Origin of the sequence: Streptomyces vulcanius (assembly GCF_042653945.1) — a bacterium.
GTDB classification, from domain to species: Bacteria; Actinomycetota; Actinomycetes; order Streptomycetales; family Streptomycetaceae; genus Streptomyces; species Streptomyces mangrovi.
Genome location: NZ_JBHSFK010000025.1, coordinates 19,346 through 39,949, shown reverse-complemented (window position 1 = coordinate 39,949; position 20,604 = coordinate 19,346). Strand labels below are relative to the sequence as shown.

Annotated in this window: 12 protein-coding genes; 5 read left to right on the top strand and 7 right to left on the bottom strand. The window is 71.7% G+C overall.

The annotated features are described in order from the left end of the window. Positions 1-209 precede the first annotated feature (209 nt). From ACFPIH_RS32780 to ACFPIH_RS32750, 7 genes are all read right to left on the bottom strand, one after another. Complete coding sequence (locus ACFPIH_RS32780) at positions 210-704, bottom strand: methylated-DNA--[protein]-cysteine S-methyltransferase (protein ID WP_381180865.1); 495 nt, start codon at positions 702-704, stop codon at positions 210-212. Positions 705-723: 19 nt separating this feature from the next. Next, positions 724-2,205 (bottom strand): AlkA N-terminal domain-containing protein, encoded by a 1,482-nt coding sequence (locus ACFPIH_RS32775; RefSeq protein ID WP_381180867.1) that lies wholly within the window; start codon positions 2,203-2,205, stop codon positions 724-726. 49 nt (positions 2,206-2,254) lie between these two features. Next, complete coding sequence (locus ACFPIH_RS32770; protein WP_381180869.1) at positions 2,255-2,746, bottom strand: DUF7144 family membrane protein; 492 nt, start codon at positions 2,744-2,746, stop codon at positions 2,255-2,257. Continuing rightward, a complete protein-coding gene (locus ACFPIH_RS32765; protein ID WP_381180871.1) occupies positions 2,743-4,053 on the bottom strand; it encodes a hypothetical protein in 1,311 nt (436 codons plus the stop codon). Before ACFPIH_RS32765 ends, ACFPIH_RS32770 begins: the two co-directional genes overlap by 4 nt. A 124-nt stretch (positions 4,054-4,177) precedes the next feature. Next, positions 4,178-5,590 carry a dihydrolipoyl dehydrogenase gene (gene lpdA, locus ACFPIH_RS32760; protein ID WP_381180872.1) on the bottom strand — a complete coding sequence of 471 codons (1,413 nt, stop codon included), beginning with the start codon at positions 5,588-5,590 and terminating at the stop codon, positions 4,178-4,180. Positions 5,591-5,660: 70 nt separating this feature from the next. Beyond that, positions 5,661-9,539, bottom strand: a complete 3,879-nt coding sequence (locus tag ACFPIH_RS32755; protein WP_381180874.1) for a glycoside hydrolase family 2 TIM barrel-domain containing protein — start codon at positions 9,537-9,539, stop codon at positions 5,661-5,663. Between the two features lie 116 nt (positions 9,540-9,655). After that, the gene (locus tag ACFPIH_RS32750) at positions 9,656-13,708 is read right to left on the bottom strand and encodes a molybdopterin-dependent oxidoreductase (protein WP_381180938.1); all 4,053 of its coding nucleotides are present in this window, start codon (positions 13,706-13,708) and stop codon (positions 9,656-9,658) included. A 384-nt stretch (positions 13,709-14,092) separates the two neighbouring features. Here ACFPIH_RS32750 and ACFPIH_RS32745 point away from each other — a divergent pair, with 384 nt between their 5' ends. The 5 genes from ACFPIH_RS32745 to ACFPIH_RS32725 all read left to right on the top strand — a co-directional run bounded on the left by ACFPIH_RS32745 (position 14,093) and on the right by ACFPIH_RS32725 (position 20,520). Then, complete coding sequence (locus ACFPIH_RS32745) at positions 14,093-15,937, top strand: M1 family aminopeptidase (protein ID WP_381180876.1); 1,845 nt, start codon at positions 14,093-14,095, stop codon at positions 15,935-15,937. 182 nt (positions 15,938-16,119) lie between these two features. Continuing rightward, positions 16,120-17,772 (top strand): FAD-dependent oxidoreductase, encoded by a 1,653-nt coding sequence (locus ACFPIH_RS32740; protein ID WP_381180878.1) that lies wholly within the window; start codon positions 16,120-16,122, stop codon positions 17,770-17,772. 126 nt (positions 17,773-17,898) lie between these two features. After that, positions 17,899-18,471 carry a hypothetical protein gene (locus tag ACFPIH_RS32735; protein ID WP_381180880.1) on the top strand — a complete coding sequence of 191 codons (573 nt, stop codon included), beginning with the start codon at positions 17,899-17,901 and terminating at the stop codon, positions 18,469-18,471. Positions 18,472-18,571: 100 nt separating this feature from the next. Beyond that, positions 18,572-19,309 (top strand): class F sortase, encoded by a 738-nt coding sequence (locus ACFPIH_RS32730; RefSeq protein ID WP_417801379.1) that lies wholly within the window; start codon positions 18,572-18,574, stop codon positions 19,307-19,309. A 113-nt stretch (positions 19,310-19,422) separates the two neighbouring features. Further along, a complete protein-coding gene (locus ACFPIH_RS32725; RefSeq protein ID WP_381180882.1) occupies positions 19,423-20,520 on the top strand; it encodes a SchA/CurD-like domain-containing protein in 1,098 nt (365 codons plus the stop codon). Positions 20,521-20,604 lie beyond the last annotated feature (84 nt).

The window sequence follows — 20,604 nt, the reverse complement described above, 5'->3', positions numbered from 1 at the left end:
ACGGCGTTGCCCCATCTGATGCACCGGCTGAGCACAGGGCAAGACGTCTGAAATGACCGGTTCTCCCCAGGTGGACGACGCCCGCGGTTGCCTCCGTCCGATCCTCGCGGTCCCCCAAATGGTTCCGGCACTTCTGTTGGGTGTTGTTGCGGGAGTGCGGTGGGTTGTGGGCGGTTAGGCCCTCCGCCACCGGCGCGGAGAGCGGCTGGTCAGAACAGGGCCGCCGGGGTGGGGGTGGCGTTCTCGAAGGTCAGGAGTTGGTGTTTGCGGGGGAGGCCGCCGCCGTAGCCGGTGAGGTTGCCGTTGGCGCCGATGACCCGGTGGCAGGGGACGATGATGCCGATGGGGTTCTTGCCGTTGGCCAGGCCCACCGCTCGGGAGGCGTTCGGTTTGCCGAGGGCGTCGGCGAGGTCGCCGTAGGAGCGGGTCTCGCCGTACGGGATCTTCTGGAGCTGGTGCCAGACGGACTGCTGGAACGGGGTGCCGTGCAGCTCGAGTCGGAGGGTGAAGGTCTGCAACTCGCCCGCGAAGTAGGCCTTCAGCTGGTCCTGCGCCTCGTCGAAGAGGGTGTCGTCGCGGGGGCCGAAGCTCTCCTGGGGTGGCCGGTGGCGTTGTCCGGTCATGTAGAGGCCGCACAGGACGCCGTCGTCGGCGACGAGGGTGAGGGGACCGTACGGGCTGTCGGTGACGGTGTGGTGCTTCACGTCCTTGATGTCCTTTTCCTTATCCGGGAAGGAAGTTGATCGGGTGGCTGTCGGTCGCCCACAGGTACTGGACGGCGTACGCCCGCCAGGGGCGCCAGGCAGTCGCGCGGGCGGTGAGCGCGGCCGGGGTGGAGGGGAGGCCCAACTCCCCTGCGGCGCGCCGGACTCCGAGGTCGGTGGGGAGGAAGGCGTCGGGGTCGCCGAGGGCGCGCATCGCGATGACGTCGGCCGTCCAGGGGCCGAAGCCGGGCAGCGAGAGGAGGCGGGCGCGGGTCTCGGACCAGTCGCTGTCCACACCCAGGTGCAGGGTGCCGTCGGCGAGTCGGCCGACGAGGGTGGTGAAGGTGGTGCGGCGGGTGCGGGGCATCGCCAGGGAGTCGGGGTCTACGGCGGCCAGGGACTCCGGGGTCGGGAAGAGGTGGGTGAGGCCGCCTTCCGGGTCGTCGACCGGGTCGCCGTGGGCCGTGACGAGGCGGGCCGCGTGGGTGCGGGCCGCCGCCGTGGAGACCTGCTGGCCGAGCACGGCGCGTACGGCGAACTCCGCCTCGTCGACCGTGCGGGGCACCCGGCGGCCGGGCGCCTTGTCCACCAGCGGGGCCAGCAGCGGGTCGGTGCGCAGCTGGTCGTCGACGGCGACGGGGTCGGCGTCCAGGTCGAGCATGCGCCGGCAGCGGCTGATGGCGACGGTGAGGTCGCGCGGGTCGGTGAGGGTGAGGCGGCAGCCGATGTGGTCGGGGCGCGGGGTGAGGGCCACGACACCGTGGCCGTACGGGAGGCGGAGCGTGCGCCGGTAGGCTCCGGCGCGCCATTCCTCCACGCCCGGTACGGCGGTCGCGGCGAGGTGGCCGAAGAGGTTGTCGGGGTTGAGGGGGGCGCGGAACGGCAGCCGCAGGTGGAGGGTGCCCGTGCTCGCCACCCGTGTGCCGCCCCCCGCGCGGGTGCGCAGCTCGGTCGGGGAGAGGGCGAACACCTCGCGCACGGTGTCGTTGAAGGCGCGTACGGAGGCGAAGCCGGCGGCGAACGCGACGTCCGCCATGGGGAGCCCGGTCGTCTCGACGAGGACGCGGGCGGTCTGGGCGCGCTGGGCGCGGGCGAGCGCGAGGGGTCCGGCGCCGAGTTCGGCGAGGAGCTGGCGTTCGACCTGGCGGGCGCTGTAGCCGAGGCGGGCGGCGAGCCCGGGCACGCCGTCCCGGTCGACGACGCCGTCGGCGATCAGCCGCATGGCGCGGGCGACCAGGTCGGCGCGCTGGTTCCACTCCGGGGAGCCGGGGCTGGTGTCGGGCCGGCAGCGCTTGCAGGCGCGGAACCCGGCCTGCTGGCAGGCGGCGGCACTCGGCAGGAAGGTCATGTTCTCCGGCTTGGGCGGTACCACGGGGCAGCTCGGCCGGCAGTAGATTCCGGTGGTCAGGACGGCCGTGTAGAACCATCCGTCGAACCGCGCGTCCTTCGACCGCACGGCCCGCAGACAGCGCTCACGGTCGGTGTGCATCCCATTCCGCATGGGTCAAGCATCGGCGAACCGCACTCTCGGCGCTGGCGGGAATCCGACATCAGCCTTGTCTGCCCTGCGCCGCCGCGGAATCGGTTCGTGTCGCCAGCGACCAGATCACGAACACGTCGATGCCCATCAGGGTGATCGGCCACAGGGGACCGTAGGGCAGGAACAGGAACTGGGCGACCAGGCTGAGCGCGGCGAGGAAGATGCCGACGAAGCGGGCCCAGGCCATGCCCCTGAGCAGGGCGCCGCCGGTCGCCGCCACGAAGACGCCGAGGACGAGGTGGATCCAGCCCCAGCCGGTGAGGTTCATCGCGTAGACGTAGTCGCCGACGCGGGTGTACACGTCGTCCCGGGCGATGGCCGCGATGCCCTGGAGGACGCCGAGGACGCCGCTGCACAGCATCAGGACGCCCGCGAAGGTGATGCCGCCGGCCACCCAGCTGTCGCGGGCGGAGCGGCCTCGCGGGCCGCCGGGCGGGGTGGACCAGGAGGTGCCGATCTCGCCGCGCGGGTCCGGGGCGGAGGGGTTGGAGTGCGCAGTCATGCGGGGGTGTCCTTTCCACGGTCGTCCAGGGGTGCTTCGAAGGAGTCGTAGGACAGGAAGTCGACGACGCTCAGGGCGAAGAGCAGGGCGAGGGCCAGGCCGACGACGACCCAGCCGGTGGGGTAGGGCCACAGGAGATAGGTCAGGACGGCCGCCGCTGCGAGGATCCACACGGCCCAGGTGCGGTAGTGGCGCAGGAACGGGCCGACGGGTCCGGTGCGCAGTCCGGCGTGGTCGGCGGTGGTGCGGACGGCGCCGATGCCGGAGTGCCACAGGCGCCGTGCGAGGCGGGCCCGGCGGCCGGGTCCGGTCAGCCAGGCGGCGAGGGCGATGACGACACCGAGGGCGACGACCACGCGGACGCCGGTGCGCAGGAAGCGGGTCAGCGTGTCGTACACGGATCCGGCGGCGGGCTGGGAGATCCCGGCGGGCAGGGCGTCCAGGTAGACGACGCGGAAGACGGTCAGGGCGATGCCGAGGAGGAGGGTGGCGAAGGCGAAGCAGAGGGCGGAGACGATCAGGGTGCGGCGGCGGTGCCGGGAGAGGAGGACGCCGGCGGCGACCAGCAGGACGGCCAGGACGGGCAGCCAGGCGCCGGCGAGCTGGAGCACCCGGAAGTAGGTCCGTACCCGGCCGATGTCGTCGGACCTCACGACGGTGAAGTCGGTGTGGACGGCGGGGAGGCGTCCCGCGGCGCTCAGGCCGGAGTCGACCAGGCGCTGTTCGACCTGGTCGACCACGGGTGCGAGGTCGACGGTCACCGTGTCCTTCTCCAGCTTGACCGCGCCGCCCCCGCTGCCGGTGAGGGCCTTGTCGACGGTGGCGTGGACGCGCCGGTTGGCGTCGGTCCAGACCGTCTGGAAGGCGTCGGAGGCGACGACGTCCTGCGCCTTGTCGTGGACGAAGCTGCGGACGGCGCCCTCCAGGGAGTCGCCGAGTTTGCCCAGTGCCTTCTCGACCAGGGGCCGCTGGGCGGGGGCGACCTGCTGGAGCAGGGCCGGGAGGTCGAGGTGGGCCATGACGGCGTCGGTCGCGCGGTTCGCGGCGGCGTTCTGGATGTCGCGGTCCGCGGCCAGCGGCGCGACGGTGTCGACGTAGCGGTCGGTGTCGCCCACGATGTCGGCGGTCCAGGTGGCGACGACGCTCAGCGGGGCGAGGAGGCAGCCGAGGACGATCAGCACGACGGAGGCGACGGCCCGGAAGGGGTGCCTGCGCTCACGGCTTGGGGTGCGTTCCGCCTCCAGGGTCGCGACCCGCGCCCGGAGTTGTTCCAGTTCGCGCTGGTCGGGCGAGGTGCTGTCCGGCATGCACGCTCCCTCGTCCGTCGCTGCGAGCCTGGTGGCTGCTGCCAGGACACCCCGGGCGTACGGCGGGGGCGACTCCCGCGAGGCCGTTCGGGTGAGCGGCCCCGCCGGAGTCGTACGGCTGTTCCTACATGTTGATCATGTGGCCGGCGAGGCCGTGCACGGCCTCCTTGACGGCCTCGCCGAGGGTCGGGTGGGCGTGGACGTTGCGGGCGACCTCGTGGACGGTGAGGTCCCACTGCTGGGCCAGGGTGAGTTCCGGCAGGAGTTCGGTGACGTCGGGGCCGATGAGGTGGCCGCCGATCAGCTCGCCGTACCTGGCGTCGCTGATGAGCTTGACGAAGCCGGTGGTGTCGCCGAGGCCGTGCGACTTGCCGTTGGCGGTGAAGGGGAACTTCGCGACCTTGACGTCGTAGCCCTTCTCCCTCGCCTGTGCCTCGGTGTAGCCGAAGCTGGCGATCTGGGGCTGGCAGTAGGTGGCGCGCGGGATCATCGCGTAGTCGAGTTCCATGGTCTCGGCGGCGGCGAGGGTCTCGGCGGCGATCACGCCCATCGCCTCGGCGGCGTGCGCGAGCATCAGCTTCGCGGTGACGTCGCCGATGGCGTAGATGTGCGGGACGGAGGTACGGCAGCGGCCGTCGACGTCGATGGCGCCGCGCTCGGTCACCTTCACGCCCGTGTTCTCCAGGCCGTAGCCGGTGACGTTCGGGGCGAAGCCGATGGCCTGGAGGACCTTGTCGGTCTCCAGGATCTGCTGGGTGCCGTCCTTGCCGGTGACGGTGACGCGGACCTGCGGCCCGGACTCGTCGATCGACTCGACGCGGGTGGAGGTGAGCACGTCGATGCCCAGCTTCCGGTACTGCTTGGCGAGTTCGGCGGAGACCTCGGCGTCCTCGAGGGGGGCGACGCGGTCCAGGAACTCGACGACGGTGACCTTCACGCCGTAGTTGTGCAGGACGTAGGCGAACTCGATACCGATGGCGCCGGCGCCCGCGACGACGATCGACTGCGGGAGGTCCTCGGCGAGGATCTGCTCCTCGTAGGTCACCACGCGCGCGCTGCGCTTGGTGCCGGGGAGCAGCCTGGGGGTGGCGCCGGTGGCGATGACGCAGTGGTCGAAGCCGATGGTGCGGGTCTCGCCTTCGTAGCCCGTCACCTGGATCGTGTGCGGGTCGAGGAAGGTGCCGCGGCCGTCGATCTCGGTGATCTTGTTCTTCTTCATCAGGTAGTGGACGCCCTTGACGCGGCCGTCGGCGACCTTGCGGCTGCGGCGGTAGGCCTCGCCGTAGTCGAAGGAGACCTGGCCGTCCACCTTGATGCCGAAGGTCTTCGCCTCGTGGGTGAAGATGTGCGCGAGTTCGGCGTTGCGCAGGAGGGCCTTGGTGGGGATGCAGCCCACGTTCAGGCAGACCCCGCCCCAGTACTTCTCCTCGACGACCGCGACGCGTTTGCCCAGTTGGGCGGCGCGGACCGCGGCGACATAGCCGCCGGGGCCGGCGCCGAGGACCACGACGTCGAAGCGTTCGTCCTGCTCGGCCATGGGAGGTTCCCTCTTCCGTAGGTACCGTTTCGTGTTCCGTCGGGAAACGGTACCTACGAAAGGGCCTCGGCTATCGCGTGGCCGTGGGCCTGCGGGAGGCCGCCGTCGCCCGCTCCACGCCGGTCAGCGGGCGCAGCCGGTAGGTGTAGGCGTAGTCGCGGTCGGCGAACAGCTTGTACTCGTCGTGGGTGTGCGCGCCCCAGCTGTTGTCGCCGCCGATGCCCATCTGCCGGTGGCCGAGGCGCAGGACGACCTCGGCGCGCGGGGTGAGCTGGTAGTCGTGGCGGGCGCCGACGGAGAGGTCCTCCGGGGTGAAGTGCGAGGCGTTGACCTCCAGGAGGGGTTCGCCGGAGACCAGCAGGCCCCGGCCGTCGCCGTCGGTGAGGGCGATCCAGCGGACGTCGGTCCTGTTGCCGTTCTCCTGCGGACGCAGATAGGGGGTCCACTGGCCGGTGACGGTGCCGGAGTACAGGCCCACGTCGGTGGCGTCGTTGCGGTCCCAGTGGTTCTCCTCGGGGCCGCGGCCGTAGTAGTGCAGCTTCTCCAGGCGGCCGGGCAGGAACAGCAGGGTGCCGACCTCCGGGAGGTACGGGAGCGAGGCGGCGCCCGGGTGCAGGGTGTTGTCGACCTTGATCTCGCCGTTGCCGAACACCGTGTAGGTGGTGGTGTACGTCGAGGGAGTGGTCGTGGGCAGGGTGCCGGTGACCTTGATCTCGACGGCCCTGTCGCGCAGGGCGCGCACCTCGAACCCGGTCACCTCGCGCCGGGCGCCCGCGTCGCGCCAGGTCTGGTTGCGGGTGTGCTGGCCGTTGCCCCGGTCGTTGTCGGTGGGCGCCCGCCAGAAGTTGGGGGCGGGCCCGGAGGAGATCAGCTCGGCGCCGGCGGCCCGGTAGGAGGTGATGACGCCGGTCTTCTTGTCGACGGCGACCGAGAAGCCCCGGCCGGTGACGGTGACGGACCCGGCGCCGTCCGTGTGGCGCAGCGCGGGGACGGTGTCGAGCGGTACGGGGGTGACGGCGGGGCTGCCCGCGTCGAGGGCGAGTTGCTGCCGGGCCACCTCGAAGCCGGCCTTGGCCCACTTCGTGCTCTCGCGGGTGGTGAAGGACAGTTGGAGGAAGTACTCCGCGCCCGGCGCCGGGGCGCTGGGCAGCCGCAACGGCACGGTGATGTCCTTGCTGGACAGTGGTGCCACGTCCAGCTGACCGCGGCTCAGCTTGCCGCGCTGTACGACCTTTCCGTCAGCTACCAGTTCCCAACGTCCGTCGAACTCACGGAGGTTGGTGAAGAGGTACTCGTTGGTGAGCGTGACCGCGCCGGGCGAGGCACCCGAAGTGGCCTGCACGGCCTGGTAGATCCGCTTGACCTCGGCGGACTTTCCGGTGAGTCCGCGGTCGGCGGTGACGATGCCGTCCCCGGAGAAGGCGCCGTCGTTGGGGTTGTCGCCCCAGTCGCCGCCGTAGGCGTAGAACGTCTTCTCGCGCGGCTTCCGCTCACTGAACCCGACGGTGGCGGCGTCGAACCAGAACCGCACGCCGTCGTCACCGGGGCCCCGGCCGGCGGAGCCCAGTTCGCCGGCGCCCAGCGGCCGGGCGTAGACGCGGGCGGCGCGGATGGTGCCGCTGAACTCGCGGGTCGGGTTGTCGACATCCGTCGCCAGGGACAGCGAGGCGGTGTTGTTGTCGGGGCGCCGGGTGGTGGTCCGGGTGGCCCGCACCTCGCCGTCCACGTGCAGCGTCAGGGTGCCCGCGTCCGCGTCGAAGACGCCCGCGACGTGGTGTTCGCGCCCGGTCCAGTCGTCCGGGACCGTCCAGTTCACGGTGATCCACTGGCCGCCGCCGTAGATGAAGAACTCCAGGGTGCGGCCCGACTGCTTGAGCGCGTACTGGGTGTCGCCCTTGGCGAGGATCGGCTGGTGGTAGCCGGTCACCGCCGGGGTGATCCAGGCTTCCAGGGTGAGGGAGCCGGTGAGGTCGAGGCGGGCGTCGCGGGCGAAGACGGTTCCGCCGGAGACGCCCCTGTCGCGGCCGAAGGTGCCGGCGGGGGCGATGATCTCGCCGCTCAGCGCGGCGGGCCCGGACTCGGTGAACAGCTTGCGGGTCGGGGTGGGCCAGCTGAGGGCCTGGTCGACGAAGTCCCAGATCCAGCCGCCCTGGAGGACGTCGTGCCGGCGGACCAGGTCCCAGTACTTCCTGAAGTTTCCGGTGGAGTTCCCCATCGAGTGGCTGTACTCGATCATGACGTACGGCCGGGTGTCGGCGGTGTCCCTGGCGCGTGCCTCGACGCGGGACGGGCTGTCGTACATCTCGGAGCGGATGTCGCTGATGCCGGGGCGGTCGTCGCCCTCGTACTGGATGACGCGGGTGGTGTCGTAGGAGCGGATCCAGTCGTGCATGGCGGTGAAGGTGCTGCCGCCGCCGGCCTCGTTGCCGAGGGACCAGATGACGGCCGAGGCGTGGTTCTTGTCGCGGTGGACCATGTTCTGCGCGCGGGCCACGCAGGCGGCGGTCCAGTCGGGGTGGTCGCCGGGGTACTGGCTCCGGATGCCGTGGGTCTCGAGGTTGGTCTCGTCGACGAGGTACAGGCCGTACTCGTCGGCGAGTTCCAGCCACTGCGGGTTGTTGGGGTAGTGCGAGGTGCGGACGGTGTTGATGTTGAGCCGCTTGATGATGCCGATGTCCTCGACCATGTCGGCGCGGGTGAGGGCCGAGCCGTGCACCGGGTGCATCTCGTGCCGGTTGGTGCCGCGCAGGGAGATCGGCTGTCCGTTGATGCGCATCAGCCCGTCGCGGAGGGCGAACTCGCGCAGGCCGACGCGGTGGGAGAGGGTTTCGACCACCTTGCCGGCCGGGTCGCGCAGCCGGAGCACGGCCGTGTAGAGGTACGGGTGTTCGGCCGACCACAGCCGCGGCGCGGGTACGGCCTTCGCCGCCTGTACGGTCGCCTCGTCGCCGGCCGCGAGGGCGACGGCCTGCGTCAGCGGTCTGGGCCACACCGGGTGCCCGTCGGCGTCGTACAGCTGGGTCTCGACGGAGTACCGGCCCGCGCCCTCTCCGCCGTAGTCGCGCACGCTCGCGGTGACCGACAGTTCGGCCGCGCCGTGGTCGTCGCTCAGCGGGGTGTCGAGGCGGAAGTCGCGCAGGTGCACGGCCGGGGTGGAGTACAGGTAGACCGAGCGGAAGATGCCGCTCAGCCGGATCATGTCCTGGTCCTCCAGCCAGTCCCCGTCGGAGTAGCGGTAGACCTCGACCGCGATCTGGTTGGTGCCCGGCCTGAGATGGGGGGTGATGTCGTACTCGGCGGGGTCGTAGGAGTCCTCGTGGTAGCCGACCAGTTCCCCGTTGATCCACACGTAGTGGGCGGACTTGACGCCCTCGAAGTGCAGGAAGGTGCGGCGGCCCGCCCAGTCGCGCGGGACGGTGAAGGTACGGCGGTACTGGCCCACGGGGTTGTACCGGGCGGGCGCGGCCGGGGGCTGCGCCTCCTCGCCCAGGCCGTTGGCGCCCCACCACGGGTAGGTGATGTTGATGTAGATGGGGCGGTCGTAGCCGTGCAGTTGCCAGGCGGCGGGGACCGGGATGCCGTCCCAGTCGCTGTCGTCGAGGTCGGTGCGGTGGAAGTCGGCGTCGCGGTCGTCGGGGCGCTCGGCGTAGGCGAACTTCCAGGTGCCGTCCAGGCTCAGCCGGTAGGGGGAGCGGGTGCGGTCGGCGGCGAGGGCCTGGGCGAGCGTGGCGTACGGCATGAGGGTGGTGTGCGGGTCCTCGGTGCCGATCCGGAACACGTCGATACGGCCGTTCCATTCCGGGGTTTCCCGCTCTCCGGCCGCCGCGGCCGGACGGGAGCCGAGCGGTCCGGACAGGGCGAGCGCGCCGAGCGCGGCGGCCGACCCTTCCAGCAGCCGGCGTCGGCTGACGAACGACCGGTTCATGGGCGACACGTGCGGGTGCGACATGACCACGACCTTCCTCGGGGCGGACCGTGCGGCTCTGCACGGTCGGAGGGTGTGTCAGATCTTGTCCACTCCTGTTTGAAAAGAGCCCACGGACACGCCACGATGGCCGAATACCGTCAGTACACGTCCCGTACGTACCGCTTGTCACCGGCGAGTTGTTTCACATAAGCCGCCGCCTCCGCCTCACCGAGCCCGCCGTGCACCATGGCGACGTCGCGCAGCGCCCGGTCGACGTCCTTGGCCATCCGGGAGGCGTCGCCGCAGACGTAGAAGTGGGCGCCGTCCTGGAGCCAGGACCACAACTGGGAGCCGTGCTCGCGCATCCGGTCCTGCACGTACACCTTGGCGCGCTGGTCGCGGGAGAAGGCGGTGTCGAGACGGTCGAGGGTGCCGTCGGCGAGGAGGGCGGAGAGTTCCTCCTCGTAGTAGAAGTCGGTCGCCCGGTGCTGTTCGCCGAAGAACAGCCAGTTGGGCCCACGGTGGCCGCGGGCCCGGCGCTCCTGAAGGAAGCCGACGAAGGGGGCGACACCGGTGCCGGGGCCGACCATCACCATGGGCCTGGCCGCGTCGGCGGGCGGCCGGAAGTGCGGGGAGCGCTGCACATGGACCGGTACCTCGGTGCCGGGTGCGGCGTCGGCGAGGAAGGGCGAGCAGACACCCTGGCGGGGCCGGCCGGCCAGGTTCTCGTACCGCACGACGGAGACGGTCAGCGAGACGAGATGGGGGTCGGTCAACGGGCTGCTGGATATCGAGTACAGCCGCGGCTGGAGCTTGCCCAGCGTCTCGGCCCACTCCTGTGCGCCGGCCCGGATCCCGGACTCGGCGACCACGTCGACGGCCTGCCGCCCCCACGACCACTTCGCCAGCTCGTCCTTGTTGTCCGGGCGCAGCAGCTTGCGCAGTTCGCGCGGGTCGCGGGTGCGGTCGGCGGTGAAGCGCAGCAGGGCCGGGGTGATCCGGGTGATGTCGAGGTGGCGCAGCAGTGCCTCGCCCAGGCTGGTCTCGGCGAGGCCCTCGACGCGTACGGGCGTGTCGGCGGCGTGTCCGGTGACGGCCAGCCACTCCGCCACCAGGTCCGGGGAGTTGAGGGGCCGTACGCCGAGGGCGTCGCCCGCCTCGTACACCAGCGGGGTGTCGCTGTCGCGGGTGTCGAAGGTGAACCGGCGGACCTCCTTGCCGGAACCGGGCAGGCTCAGCAGCCGGTTGCCGGTGAGGCGGGCGGCGACGGGGGTGGGGCGTTTCGGTCGCGCGGGGGCGGGAGCCTCTTTGACGACGACCGGCGACGCGGTGATCTCAGGTGTCCGCGAGGCGGGTTCGGTCGCCTCTTTGAGCGCGATGAGCACCTGGTCCAGCCATGCCTCGGCCTGCGGCTCGTAGTCCGGTTCGCAGTCGGTGCGCGGGGCGAGCCGGACCGCGCCGAGTTCGTCCATACGGTCGTCCAGGCGCCGGCCGTGCCCGCAGAAGTCGTCGTAGGAGGAGTCGCCGAAGGCCAGGACGGCGTACCGGCGGCCGCTCAGCCGGCCGGTGTCGAGGGCGGCGAGGCCGTCCCAGAAGCCGGCGCCGTTGTCGGGGGCGTCGCCGTCGCCGAAGGTGCTGGTGATCAGCAGCAGGTCGGCGTCGGAGGGCAGGGCGGCGGGGTCGGCCTCGTCCATGGCGACGAGGGAGGCCGCGTGGCCGCCCTCGGTGAGGCGCTCGGCGGTGGCGGCGGCGAAGTCCTCGGCGTTGCCGGTCTGCGAGGCCCACAGGATCACCACATGGCGGGCGGGGGCGCCCTGGGCGGCGGGTACGGGCGTCGCGCGGGAGTACATCCCGGCGAGGGTGCCGTTGACCCACAGGGCGTGCTCGGGGCTGAAGGGCGCGTCCGGCGGGAGGACGGGGACGCCGGGGGCGCCGGCCGGGATGCCGGCGAGGAAGCCGACCAGGTACTGGCGCTCGCGTGCGGAGAGGACGGGCGGCGGGGCGGGCTCCAGGCCGAAGACGGACGCGGCGGAGGGGATGACGGCGGCCGGGACGATCGCCCGCGCCCCCTCGGCGGACGGAACGATCGCCTGCGTCCCCTGCGCCGACGGAGGATCCTGCACGCTCACCGGCGTCGACACCTTCGTCAGCGCCACCGCGCACACCTTCAGCTCCGGCTGGAAGGACAGCGGGTCGACCGCGTCGCTGGTCACCGCGTTGACACTCAGGTACTCGCCGAACAGGTCGTTCCAGTGGAAGGGCGCGAAACAGGATCCGGGCAGCACCCGGTCGGTGACGACCGCCGGCAGCACCGCCCGGCCGCGCCGCGAGGCGACCTCGACGGAGTCGCCGTCGGCGAGCCCGAGCGCGGCGGCGTCCTCGGGGTGGACCTCGACGAACGGCCCGGGGTTGAGCTTGTTGAGCTTGGCCACCCTGGCGGTCTTGGTCAGGGTGTGCCACTGGTGCTGGAGCCGGCCGGTGTTCAGGACGAACGGGTAGTCGTCGTCCGGCATCTCGGCGGGGTCGAGATGCGGACGGGCGTGGAAGACGGCACGCCCGGAGGCGGTGGCGAAGGTGAGGGAGCCGTCCGGGCCGACGTACCGGATGGGGTTGCGGTCGGGGCCCTCGGCGGTGGCGGCGGGCCACTGGACGGGGGCGCGGCGCAGCCGGTCGTAGGTGACTCCGCGCAGGTCGTAGCCGGTCTGCGGGTTGTGGAAGCGTTTGATCTCCTCGAAGATCTGCTCCGCGCTGTCGTAGGAGAAGCCGTCCTCGTACCCCATCGCGCGGGCGACGGCGGCGATCAGGCGCCAGTCGGCGGTGGCCTCGCCGGGCGGGTCGGCGGCGGGCCGCGCGAGGGTGAGGTTGCGCTCGCTGTTGATGAGGACGCCCTCGGTCTCGGTCCACAGCGCGGCGGGCAGGACGACGTCGGCGTACGCGTTGGTCTCGGTGTCGGCGAAGACGTCCTGGGTGACGACGAACTCGGCGGCCTCCAGGCCCTCGATCACGGTCCTGCGGTTGCCGACGGAGGCGACCGGGTTGGTGCAGATGATCCAGCAGGCCTTGATCTCGCCGTCGGCCATCTTCTGGAACATCTCGACCGTGCCCCTGCCGACGCCGTCGGCGCGGATCGTGCCGGGCGAAAGCCCCCAGACCTCCTCGACGAGGGCGCGGTCGGCGTCGGCCAGGACCGAGCGCTGGCCGGGCAGGCCGGGGCCCATGTAACCCATCTCACGTCCGCCCATGGCGTTGGGCTGGCCGGTGAGGGAGAAGGGGCCGCTGCCGGGGCGGCAGATCTTCCCTGTGGCGAGGTGCAGGTTGACCAGGGCGTTGGTGTTCCAGGTGCCGTGGGTGGACTGGTTGAGGCCCATGGTCCAGCAGCTGGTCCACTCCCCCGCCTCGCCGATCAGCCGGGCGGCCTCGCGCAGGTCGGCCTCGGGGATGCCGGTGATCGCGGCGACGGCTGCGGGCGGGTAGTCGGCGAGGAGGTCGGGCATCGCCTCCCAGCCCTCGGTGTACGCGGCGACGAACTCCGGGTCGGTGTGGCCGTTCTCGTGCAGGAGATGGAGCAGGCCGTTCAGCAGGGCGAGGTCTGTACCCGGCCTGACCTGGAGGAACAGATCCGCCTTCGCCGCCGTGGCGGTGCGCCGCGGGTCGACGACGATCAGTTTCGCGCCCGCTTTCACCCGGTCCATCATGCGCAGGAAGAGGATCGGGTGGCAGTCGGCCATGTTGGAGCCGATGACGAGGAAGACGTCCGCCCGGTCGAGGTCGTCGTACGAGCCGGGCGGGCCGTCGGCGCCGAGGGAGAGCTTGTAGCCGGTGCCGGCACTCGCCATGCAGAGCCGGGAGTTCGACTCGATCTGGTTGGTGCGCAGATAGCCCTTGGTGAGTTTGTTCGCCAGGTACTGGGCCTCGAGGCTCATCTGGCCGGAGACGTAGAGCGCGACCGCGTCGGGGCCGTGCTCGTCGACGATCTCCCGCAGCCTGCGGGCCGTCTCGGCGACCGCGGCGTCCACCGGGGCGGGCTCGGGCTCCTCCCCGCGGTCGGAGCGGACCAGGGCGGTGCCGAGGCGGCCGGGGGCGGCGAGCATGTCGGCGGTGGTCGCGCCCTTGGTGCAGAGCCGGCCGAAGTTCGCGGGGTGCTCCTTGTCACCGGACGCCTTCAGGACCGTACGGCTGCCGTCCGGTCCGCGGCCGATGTCGAGGACCATTCCGCAGCCGACACCGCAGTACGAGCAGACCGTGCGCACCTTCGTCGCGCTGTCGGTCCGCGGGTCCGGCACGGCCACGGGCGCCCCTTTCGTCCTGACGATCGGCCTGGTGAGAGCCACGGTGACAGTACGAAGTGTGCATTACGCAGGTGTCACCCGGACGCGTCGCCGGGAGTTAAGCCCGCCGCACAGCGCGCGGACCACGGGTGTGAGCGGGCCGCTCCCTTCGCCGGTTCGGGCTCCTTTGCCAGTTCCTGATGGCATGCCCGCGTCAAATCTGTCACGCTTCCCGCAGCCGCCGCGCTCACCGTCCCCCGGCACACCCCTGCCGTCGGGACAGCCACCGAGCAGGCCGGGACCCCGGCCGCCGCAAAGGAGCCCCGAGTGAGACCCACCCCCCGCAAGGCCCTCGCCGCGAGCGCGCTCGCCCTCGCCGCGACGGCCGCCCTTGTCCTGCCCTCGACCCCGGCGACCGCCGCGGCACAGGCCGTCTGCACCCCGGCCCAGGTGGTCGCGGGCGGCGACTTCGAGAGCGGTGCCACGTCCTGGACCCAGTCCTCGACGAGCCTGATCACCAACCGCACCGGACAGAGCGCCCACGGCGGCGGCTACTACGCCTGGCTGGACGGCACCGGCGGCACCCACACCGACACGCTCTCCCAGAGCGTCACGGTCCCGTCCGGCTGCGGCAGCGCCACCCTCAGCTTCTGGCTGCACATCGACACCGCCGAGACGACGTCCTCCACGGCGTACGACAAGCTCACGGCCAAGCTCGGCTCGACGACCCTCGCGACGTACTCGAACCTCGACAAGAACACCGGGTACGTCCAGAAGTCGATCGACGTGTCGGCGTTCGCCGGCCAGACCGTCACCCTCGCCTTCACCGGCACCGAGGACTCCAGCCTCCAGTCCAGCTTCGTCCTCGACGACATCGCCCTGAACACGGCGGACAGCACGACCCCGCCCGCCGACCCGACCCGGACGCCGGTCTCGCCCTCGTACACCGTCAGCCTCAGCAGCAACACCGCCGGCACGGTGTGGACCGGGCACGAGAGCGCGACCTTCACCAACGCCTCGGCCACCCCGCTGAGCGAGGTGTACCTGCGGCTGTGGGACAACTACCACGGCACCTGCTCCGCGACGCCGATCGTCGTCAGCAACGTCACCGGCGGCACGGCGGGCTCCCTCTCGGTGGGCTGCACGGCCCTCCCCATCACCCTGGCCACGCCGCTCGCACAGGGGCAGAGCGCCACGGTCGGCTTCGACCTGGGCATCACCGTGCCCAGCGGCGCGGACCGGTTCGGCTACGACGGGTCGTTCAGCTTCGTCGGCAACGCGCTGCCGGTGCTCGCGGTCAAGGACGGGGCAGGCTGGCACCTGGACCCGTACACCAACAACGGCGAGTCGTTCTACTCCCTGGCCGCCGACTTCAAGGTGACCCTCGACCACCCGACCACCCTCCTGGTGCCCGCCACCGGCACCTCGGTCGACACGGCCGGCTCCAGCGGACGTACCGTCACCACGGCGACCGCCACCCAGGTCCGCGACTTCGCCTGGGCGGCCGGACCGTTCACCAGGATCTCCGGTACGTCCACCGCCGGGACCCCGGTCAACGTCTACTCCGTCTCCGGCATCAGCTCCTCCGACGCCCAGTCGATGCTGACCACCGCCAGGACGGCCGTCGACGCGCACGCCGCCCGGTTCGGCGCGTACCCGTACGGCGAGCTGGACGCCGTCATCGACAACAACTTCTGGTTCGGCGGCATGGAGTACCCGGGCTTCGTCCTGGACCTGGTCAGCACCACCGCGCTCACCCATGAGATCGGCCACCAGTGGTGGTACGGCATCGTCGGCGACGACGAGTACAACAGCCCCTGGCTGGACGAGTCGTTCACCGACTACGCCACCGATCTGGCCCTGGGCAAGACCGGCACCAGCTGCTGGAGCAGCGTGTCCTGGGCGTCGTCCGCCGAGAAGATCACCAACTCGATGGCCTACTGGGACACCCACTCCTCCCGGTACTCCACCGTCGTCTACGGCTACGGCAAGTGCGCCCTGCACGACCTGCGGCGGCTGATCGGCGACACGGCGATGGCCAAGCTGCTGAAGGACTACGCCACCGCGCACTGGTACGGCGTGTCGACCACGGCCGAGTTCAAGGCGGCGGCGCAGGCCGCCACGACCACGGACCTGACCTCGTTCTGGACGACCCACCGCATCGACGGCTGACGCCGTCCTGATCTGCCGGGGTCCGCGGCTTCCTTGTGAGCCGGATCCCGGCAGGTCGGTGAATCGGGTGGGCCGGGCGGGTGACTCGGGTCGCGCCGCAGGCGGGGTCGGGTGTGCGGGGCAATGCATGAGAGGTCCCGTATCCGGCCGAGTCGGCGCACGACGCCGCCTGGAGGCTTGTCATGAACGAAAGAGCCGGTGACACCGGCGAGACGATCCACGAGATCCCGGTCCTCATCGTCGGCGGTTCCCTGGTGGGGCTGTCGACTTCGCTGTTCCTGGGCCGAATGGGGGTGCCGCACCTGCTCGTGGAGCGCCACTCCGGTACGTCCATCCATCCGCGCGGGCGCGGCAACAACGTCCGCACCATGGAGCTGTTCCGGGTGGCCGGCGTCGAGCGGGCCATCCAGGACGCCGCGGCCACCCTGGCCGAGAACCACGGCATCCTGCAGACCCCGACCCTGGTCGGCGACGCGGGCGAGTGGCTGTTCAAGAACATCGACCCGGGCGGCGGGCTGGCCCGGTTCAGCCCGAGCGCCTGGTGCCTGTGCAGCCAGAACGACCTGGAGCCGGTGCTGCTCGACCATGCGGCGCGGCTCGGCGGCGATCTGCGGTTCGGCACCGAACTGATGTCGTTCGACGCGGACGGCGACGGAGTCACCGCCGTGGTGAAGAGCCGGGAGACCGGCGAGCACACCACGGTCCGCGCCCGGTACCTGGTCGCCGCCGACGGCCCGCGCAGCCCCGTCCGGGAGCAGCTCGGCATCGGACAGAGCGGCCCCGGCGACCTGTTCCACAACATCAGCATGACGTTCCGTTCCCGCGCTCTCGCCGAGGTGGTGGGCGAGCGGCGGTTCATCGTCTGCTATCTGACCGAGCCGGGCGCCGACGGGGCGCTGCTGCCGGTCGACAACCGCGAGAAGTGGGTGTTCCACGCCCCCTGGCACCCCGAACACGGGGAAACCATGGAGGAGTTCACCGACGAGCGGTGCGTCGAGCACATCCGCCGGGCGGTCGGGGCCCTGGACCTCGACGTGGAGATCACCGGCAAGGCGCCCTGGCACGCCGCCCAGCGCGTCACCCGGGCCTACCGGTCCGGGCGGGTGTTCCTGGCCGGCGACTCGGCCCACGAGATGTCCCCGACCGGCGCCTTCGGCTCCAACACCGGTATCCAGGACGCCCACAACCTCGCCTGGAAACTGGCCGCGGTGCTCGGCGGCTGGGCGGGCGACGGGCTCCTCGACAGCTACGACGCCGAGCGCCGGCCGGTCGCGGAGGCGACCAGCGCCCGCGCCGCCGCCCGTTCGGCCGAGCACAGCCACCCGGGATTCGCTCCCCCGCCCGCCGCCGGCGGCGGCGGACCGCAGCGCGGCATCCTCAACGTGGCGCTCGGCTACCGCTATCCGCAGGGCGCCGTCGTCGGCGCCGACCCGGAGATCCCGGTGGTCCCGGAGGGGCTCGACCTGTCCGGCGCGCCCGGCAGCAGGGCACCCCACCTGTGGGTACGGCGGGGCGGCGAGCGGATCTCCACGCTCGACCTGTACGAGCGGTCGATGGTGCTGCTCGTCGACTCGGACGCCGGGGACGAGGGGGGCTGGTACACGGCCGGCGTACGCCTCGCGGATGTGCTGTCCGTCCCGCTGGTCGCTTACCGGATGGGCGCGGACCTGGTCCCCGACGACGACGCGGACTGGCGGGAACGGCACGGCATCGCCGCAGGCGGCGCCGTACTCGTACGGCCGGACGGGTTCGTCGCCTGGCGGACCGCGGGGCCCGTCCCCGACCCGGAGCCGACGCTGCGTCAGGTACTGGCCGACCTCCTGGCGATGGAGTAGCCGTTCACCCGGGTGAGCGCCCCGAGTGGTGGGCGGCCGAAGACTGACTGACGGTGGATCACGTCAAGGCCGGGTTGTTCCAGCTGACGAGACGACAGCTGCCCGGCCATGTGAAGGGAACCTCAGATGCGTTCTGCTCGCATGATCCTGGCCACCGCGGCGGCCTCGGCCGTCCTCGCCATCACCGCGCCCGGCGCGTACGCCTACGACGGTGACTGGGAGAAGGGCGATGACTCGTCGTACAGCAAGAAGGAGGACTCCTCGCACGAGAAGGAGCACGAGAAGGAGCACGGCAAGGAGCACGACAAGGACTACGGCAAGGAGCACGGCAAGCCCAGCGGCGGCGTGCACACCGGAGGCGGCGCGCTGACGGCCGTGAAGGACGCCGACAAGGAGTGGAGCAAGGACGACAGCTCCAAGGAGGACTCGTCCTGGAGCAAGGACGACAGCGCCAAGGAAGACTCCTGGAGCAAGGAGGACAGCGGCAAGGAGGACTCCTCCTGGAGCAAGGAGGACAAGGAGGAGAGCAAGGACCACTCCTGGAGCGGCGGCCACGAGAAGCCCAGCGGCGGGGTGCACACCGGCGGCGGCGCGCTCGCCGCGCCTGCCGTGACCGCTGGCGGCCTGGCAGTCCTCGCCGTCGCCGGAGCCGGCCTCTACACCGCCCGCCGTAAGAAGACGGCCGGCGGCCTGGCCTGAGCATGCCGGACGCGATAGTCCCGCGGCCGCCACCGGTGCATCGAGTGGCGGCCGCCCCGGCGTCCACCCCCTCGCTCCACGTCCCGTTCGAGGTGTTCCGATGGCAGTCCCCCCCGCCCCTTCCGCCCCTTCCGCCGCTCCCTCCGCTCCCGCCCCTTCCTCCGCTTCCCCCGCCGACGAGCCGGAGCCGTCCGGTCGGGGGTCCCGTTCGGGGCTGATGACGCTGTGTGCCGTGGCGCTGCTGATCCTGGCGGTGGGCCTGGCCGGCGGGCGCGACCCGTCGTCCCCGTCTCCCGGCGGCTCCGCCCGTCCGCCGCAGGCCCAGCAGGCGCCTCAGGCCCCGAAGGTCGGTGCCGGGGCTTCGGCCCGGCCCGTCGGGAAGCATCTGCCCCGCTCCCGGCCCGAGCGGCTGCGCATCCCGAAGATCTCGGTGGACGCCCCCTTCACCGACCTCGCCATCGGTCCCACGGGGCAGCTCCAGCCCCCGCCCGCCGCCGACACCAATCTGGTCGGCTGGTTCGCCAAGGGCCCCTCCCCCGGTGAGACCGGCACGTCGGTCATCGCCGGGCACGTCGACACCAAGACCTCCGCCGCCGTGTTCGCCGGGCTCAGCGAGCTGGAGAAGGGGGACGTCTTCCAGATCCGGCGGGCCGACCTGCGGATCGCGACCTTCGAGGTCGACAGCGTGGAGACGTTCGCCAAGGACGACTTCCCCAGTGAGCGGGTGTACGGCGACACGCCCCGGGCCCTGGTCCGGCTGATCACCTGCGCCGGTGACTACGACCACGCGGCCAAGGACTACATGGACAACCTGGTGGTCTTCGCCCATCTCAGGTGATCCGGTCACCCGCGTAGTCCATCCGAATCGCGCGCCCGTGAGGACCGGCCCACGATCGAGTCACGCCACCTCTCATGTCCCACCGCCCCTCCCGCGAAGGAGAAGTGCCCCGCATGACCACCACCTCCGCTCCCGCCTCCCCGTCGGTGACCCGCCGGGTGTCCCAGCGTGTCTCCCAGTCCGTGTTCGACGGCTCCCGGCTCCGGGTCGTCCTCCTGGTGGACGTCTACGACGGCGCCCAGCAGCAGTTCCTGGAGGCGTACGAGCAGTTGTGCAACCAGGTCGCGTCCGTCCCCGGGCATGTCAGCGACCAGCTGTGCCAGTCGATCGAGAACCCCTCCCAGTGGCTGATCACCAGCGAGTGGGAGAGCGCCCCGCCGTTCCTCACCTGGGTGAACAGCGAGGAGCACGTGGAGATGGTGAAGCCGCTGCACAACTGTGTGCGCGACACCCGCTCGCTGCGCTTCCACGTCGTACGCGAGACCGGCGGCCCGGCGGCGAACGCCGCGCGCACCCTGCAGACCGAGCCCCGGATGGGCGACGGGGTGATCCGGCACGCGCTCACCTTCACCGTGAAGCCGGGCAGCGAGAAGAAGGTCGCGAGCATCCTCGCGGACTACGCCTCCCCGGCCCCCGAGGTCGACGACACCACCCGGCTGTGCCGCACCTCCCTGTTCATGCACGGCAACCGCGTGGTGCGGGCCATCGAGGTGCGCGGCGACCTGCTCGCGGCGCTGCGGCACGTGGCCCGGCAGCCCGAGGTGCGGGCCGTCGAGGAGGCCATCAACCCGTATCTGGAGCAGGACCGCGACCTCGACGACGCCAACTCCGCGCGGGTGTTCTTCACCCGGGCGGCGCTGCCGGCCGTCCACCACGTCACGGCCGACCAGGAGGAGCCGGAGGCGGAGCGGCACGCCCTGTACTACCCGGCCAAGCCCGGCCAGGGTCTGCGGCTGGCCCAGCTGCTGGCCCGTCACGACGAGGCGGCGGCCGACGACCCGCGCGGCCCGGTCCTGCGCAGCACGATCTTCCAGCGCGACGACGTCGTGGTGCGGCTGGTCGACGTACGACACGGGCTCGGCAAGGACCCCGCGAAGGCCCTGGCCCCGGCGGACACGAAGACGGCCGCCCAGCTGAAGAAGCTGCTGGAGAGCGCCCCCGGGCCCGCCCCGATGACCCTCGTCACCGACCGCCGCTCGCCCGACGCCTGATCCGTCCCCTCCCTCCCCCTCCCTCCCCTCGCGACTTTGTCGGCACAGCACACGATCGGAGCAACGTCGTGACCCCTTCCCGTC

Excerpts from the sequence above, each read along its gene's own strand:
- ACFPIH_RS32740 (WP_381180878.1), top strand. The coding sequence starts at position 16,120 with ATGAACGAAAGAGCCGGTGACACCGGCGAGACGATCCACGAGATCCCG.
- ACFPIH_RS32730 (WP_417801379.1), top strand. The coding sequence starts at position 18,572 with ATGGCAGTCCCCCCCGCCCCTTCCGCCCCTTCCGCCGCTCCCTCCGCT.
- ACFPIH_RS32765 (WP_381180871.1), bottom strand. The coding sequence starts at position 4,053 with ATGCCGGACAGCACCTCGCCCGACCAGCGCGAACTGGAACAACTCCGG.
- ACFPIH_RS32775 (WP_381180867.1), bottom strand. The coding sequence starts at position 2,205 with ATGCGGAATGGGATGCACACCGACCGTGAGCGCTGTCTGCGGGCCGTG.
- ACFPIH_RS32735 (WP_381180880.1), top strand. The coding sequence starts at position 17,899 with ATGCGTTCTGCTCGCATGATCCTGGCCACCGCGGCGGCCTCGGCCGTC.
- lpdA (WP_381180872.1), bottom strand. The coding sequence starts at position 5,590 with ATGGCCGAGCAGGACGAACGCTTCGACGTCGTGGTCCTCGGCGCCGGC.
- ACFPIH_RS32770 (WP_381180869.1), bottom strand. The coding sequence starts at position 2,746 with ATGACTGCGCACTCCAACCCCTCCGCCCCGGACCCGCGCGGCGAGATC.
- ACFPIH_RS32755 (WP_381180874.1), bottom strand. The coding sequence starts at position 9,539 with ATGTCGCACCCGCACGTGTCGCCCATGAACCGGTCGTTCGTCAGCCGA.
- ACFPIH_RS32750 (WP_381180938.1), bottom strand. The coding sequence starts at position 13,708 with ATGGTCCTCGACATCGGCCGCGGACCGGACGGCAGCCGTACGGTCCTG.
- ACFPIH_RS32725 (WP_381180882.1), top strand. The coding sequence starts at position 19,423 with ATGACCACCACCTCCGCTCCCGCCTCCCCGTCGGTGACCCGCCGGGTG.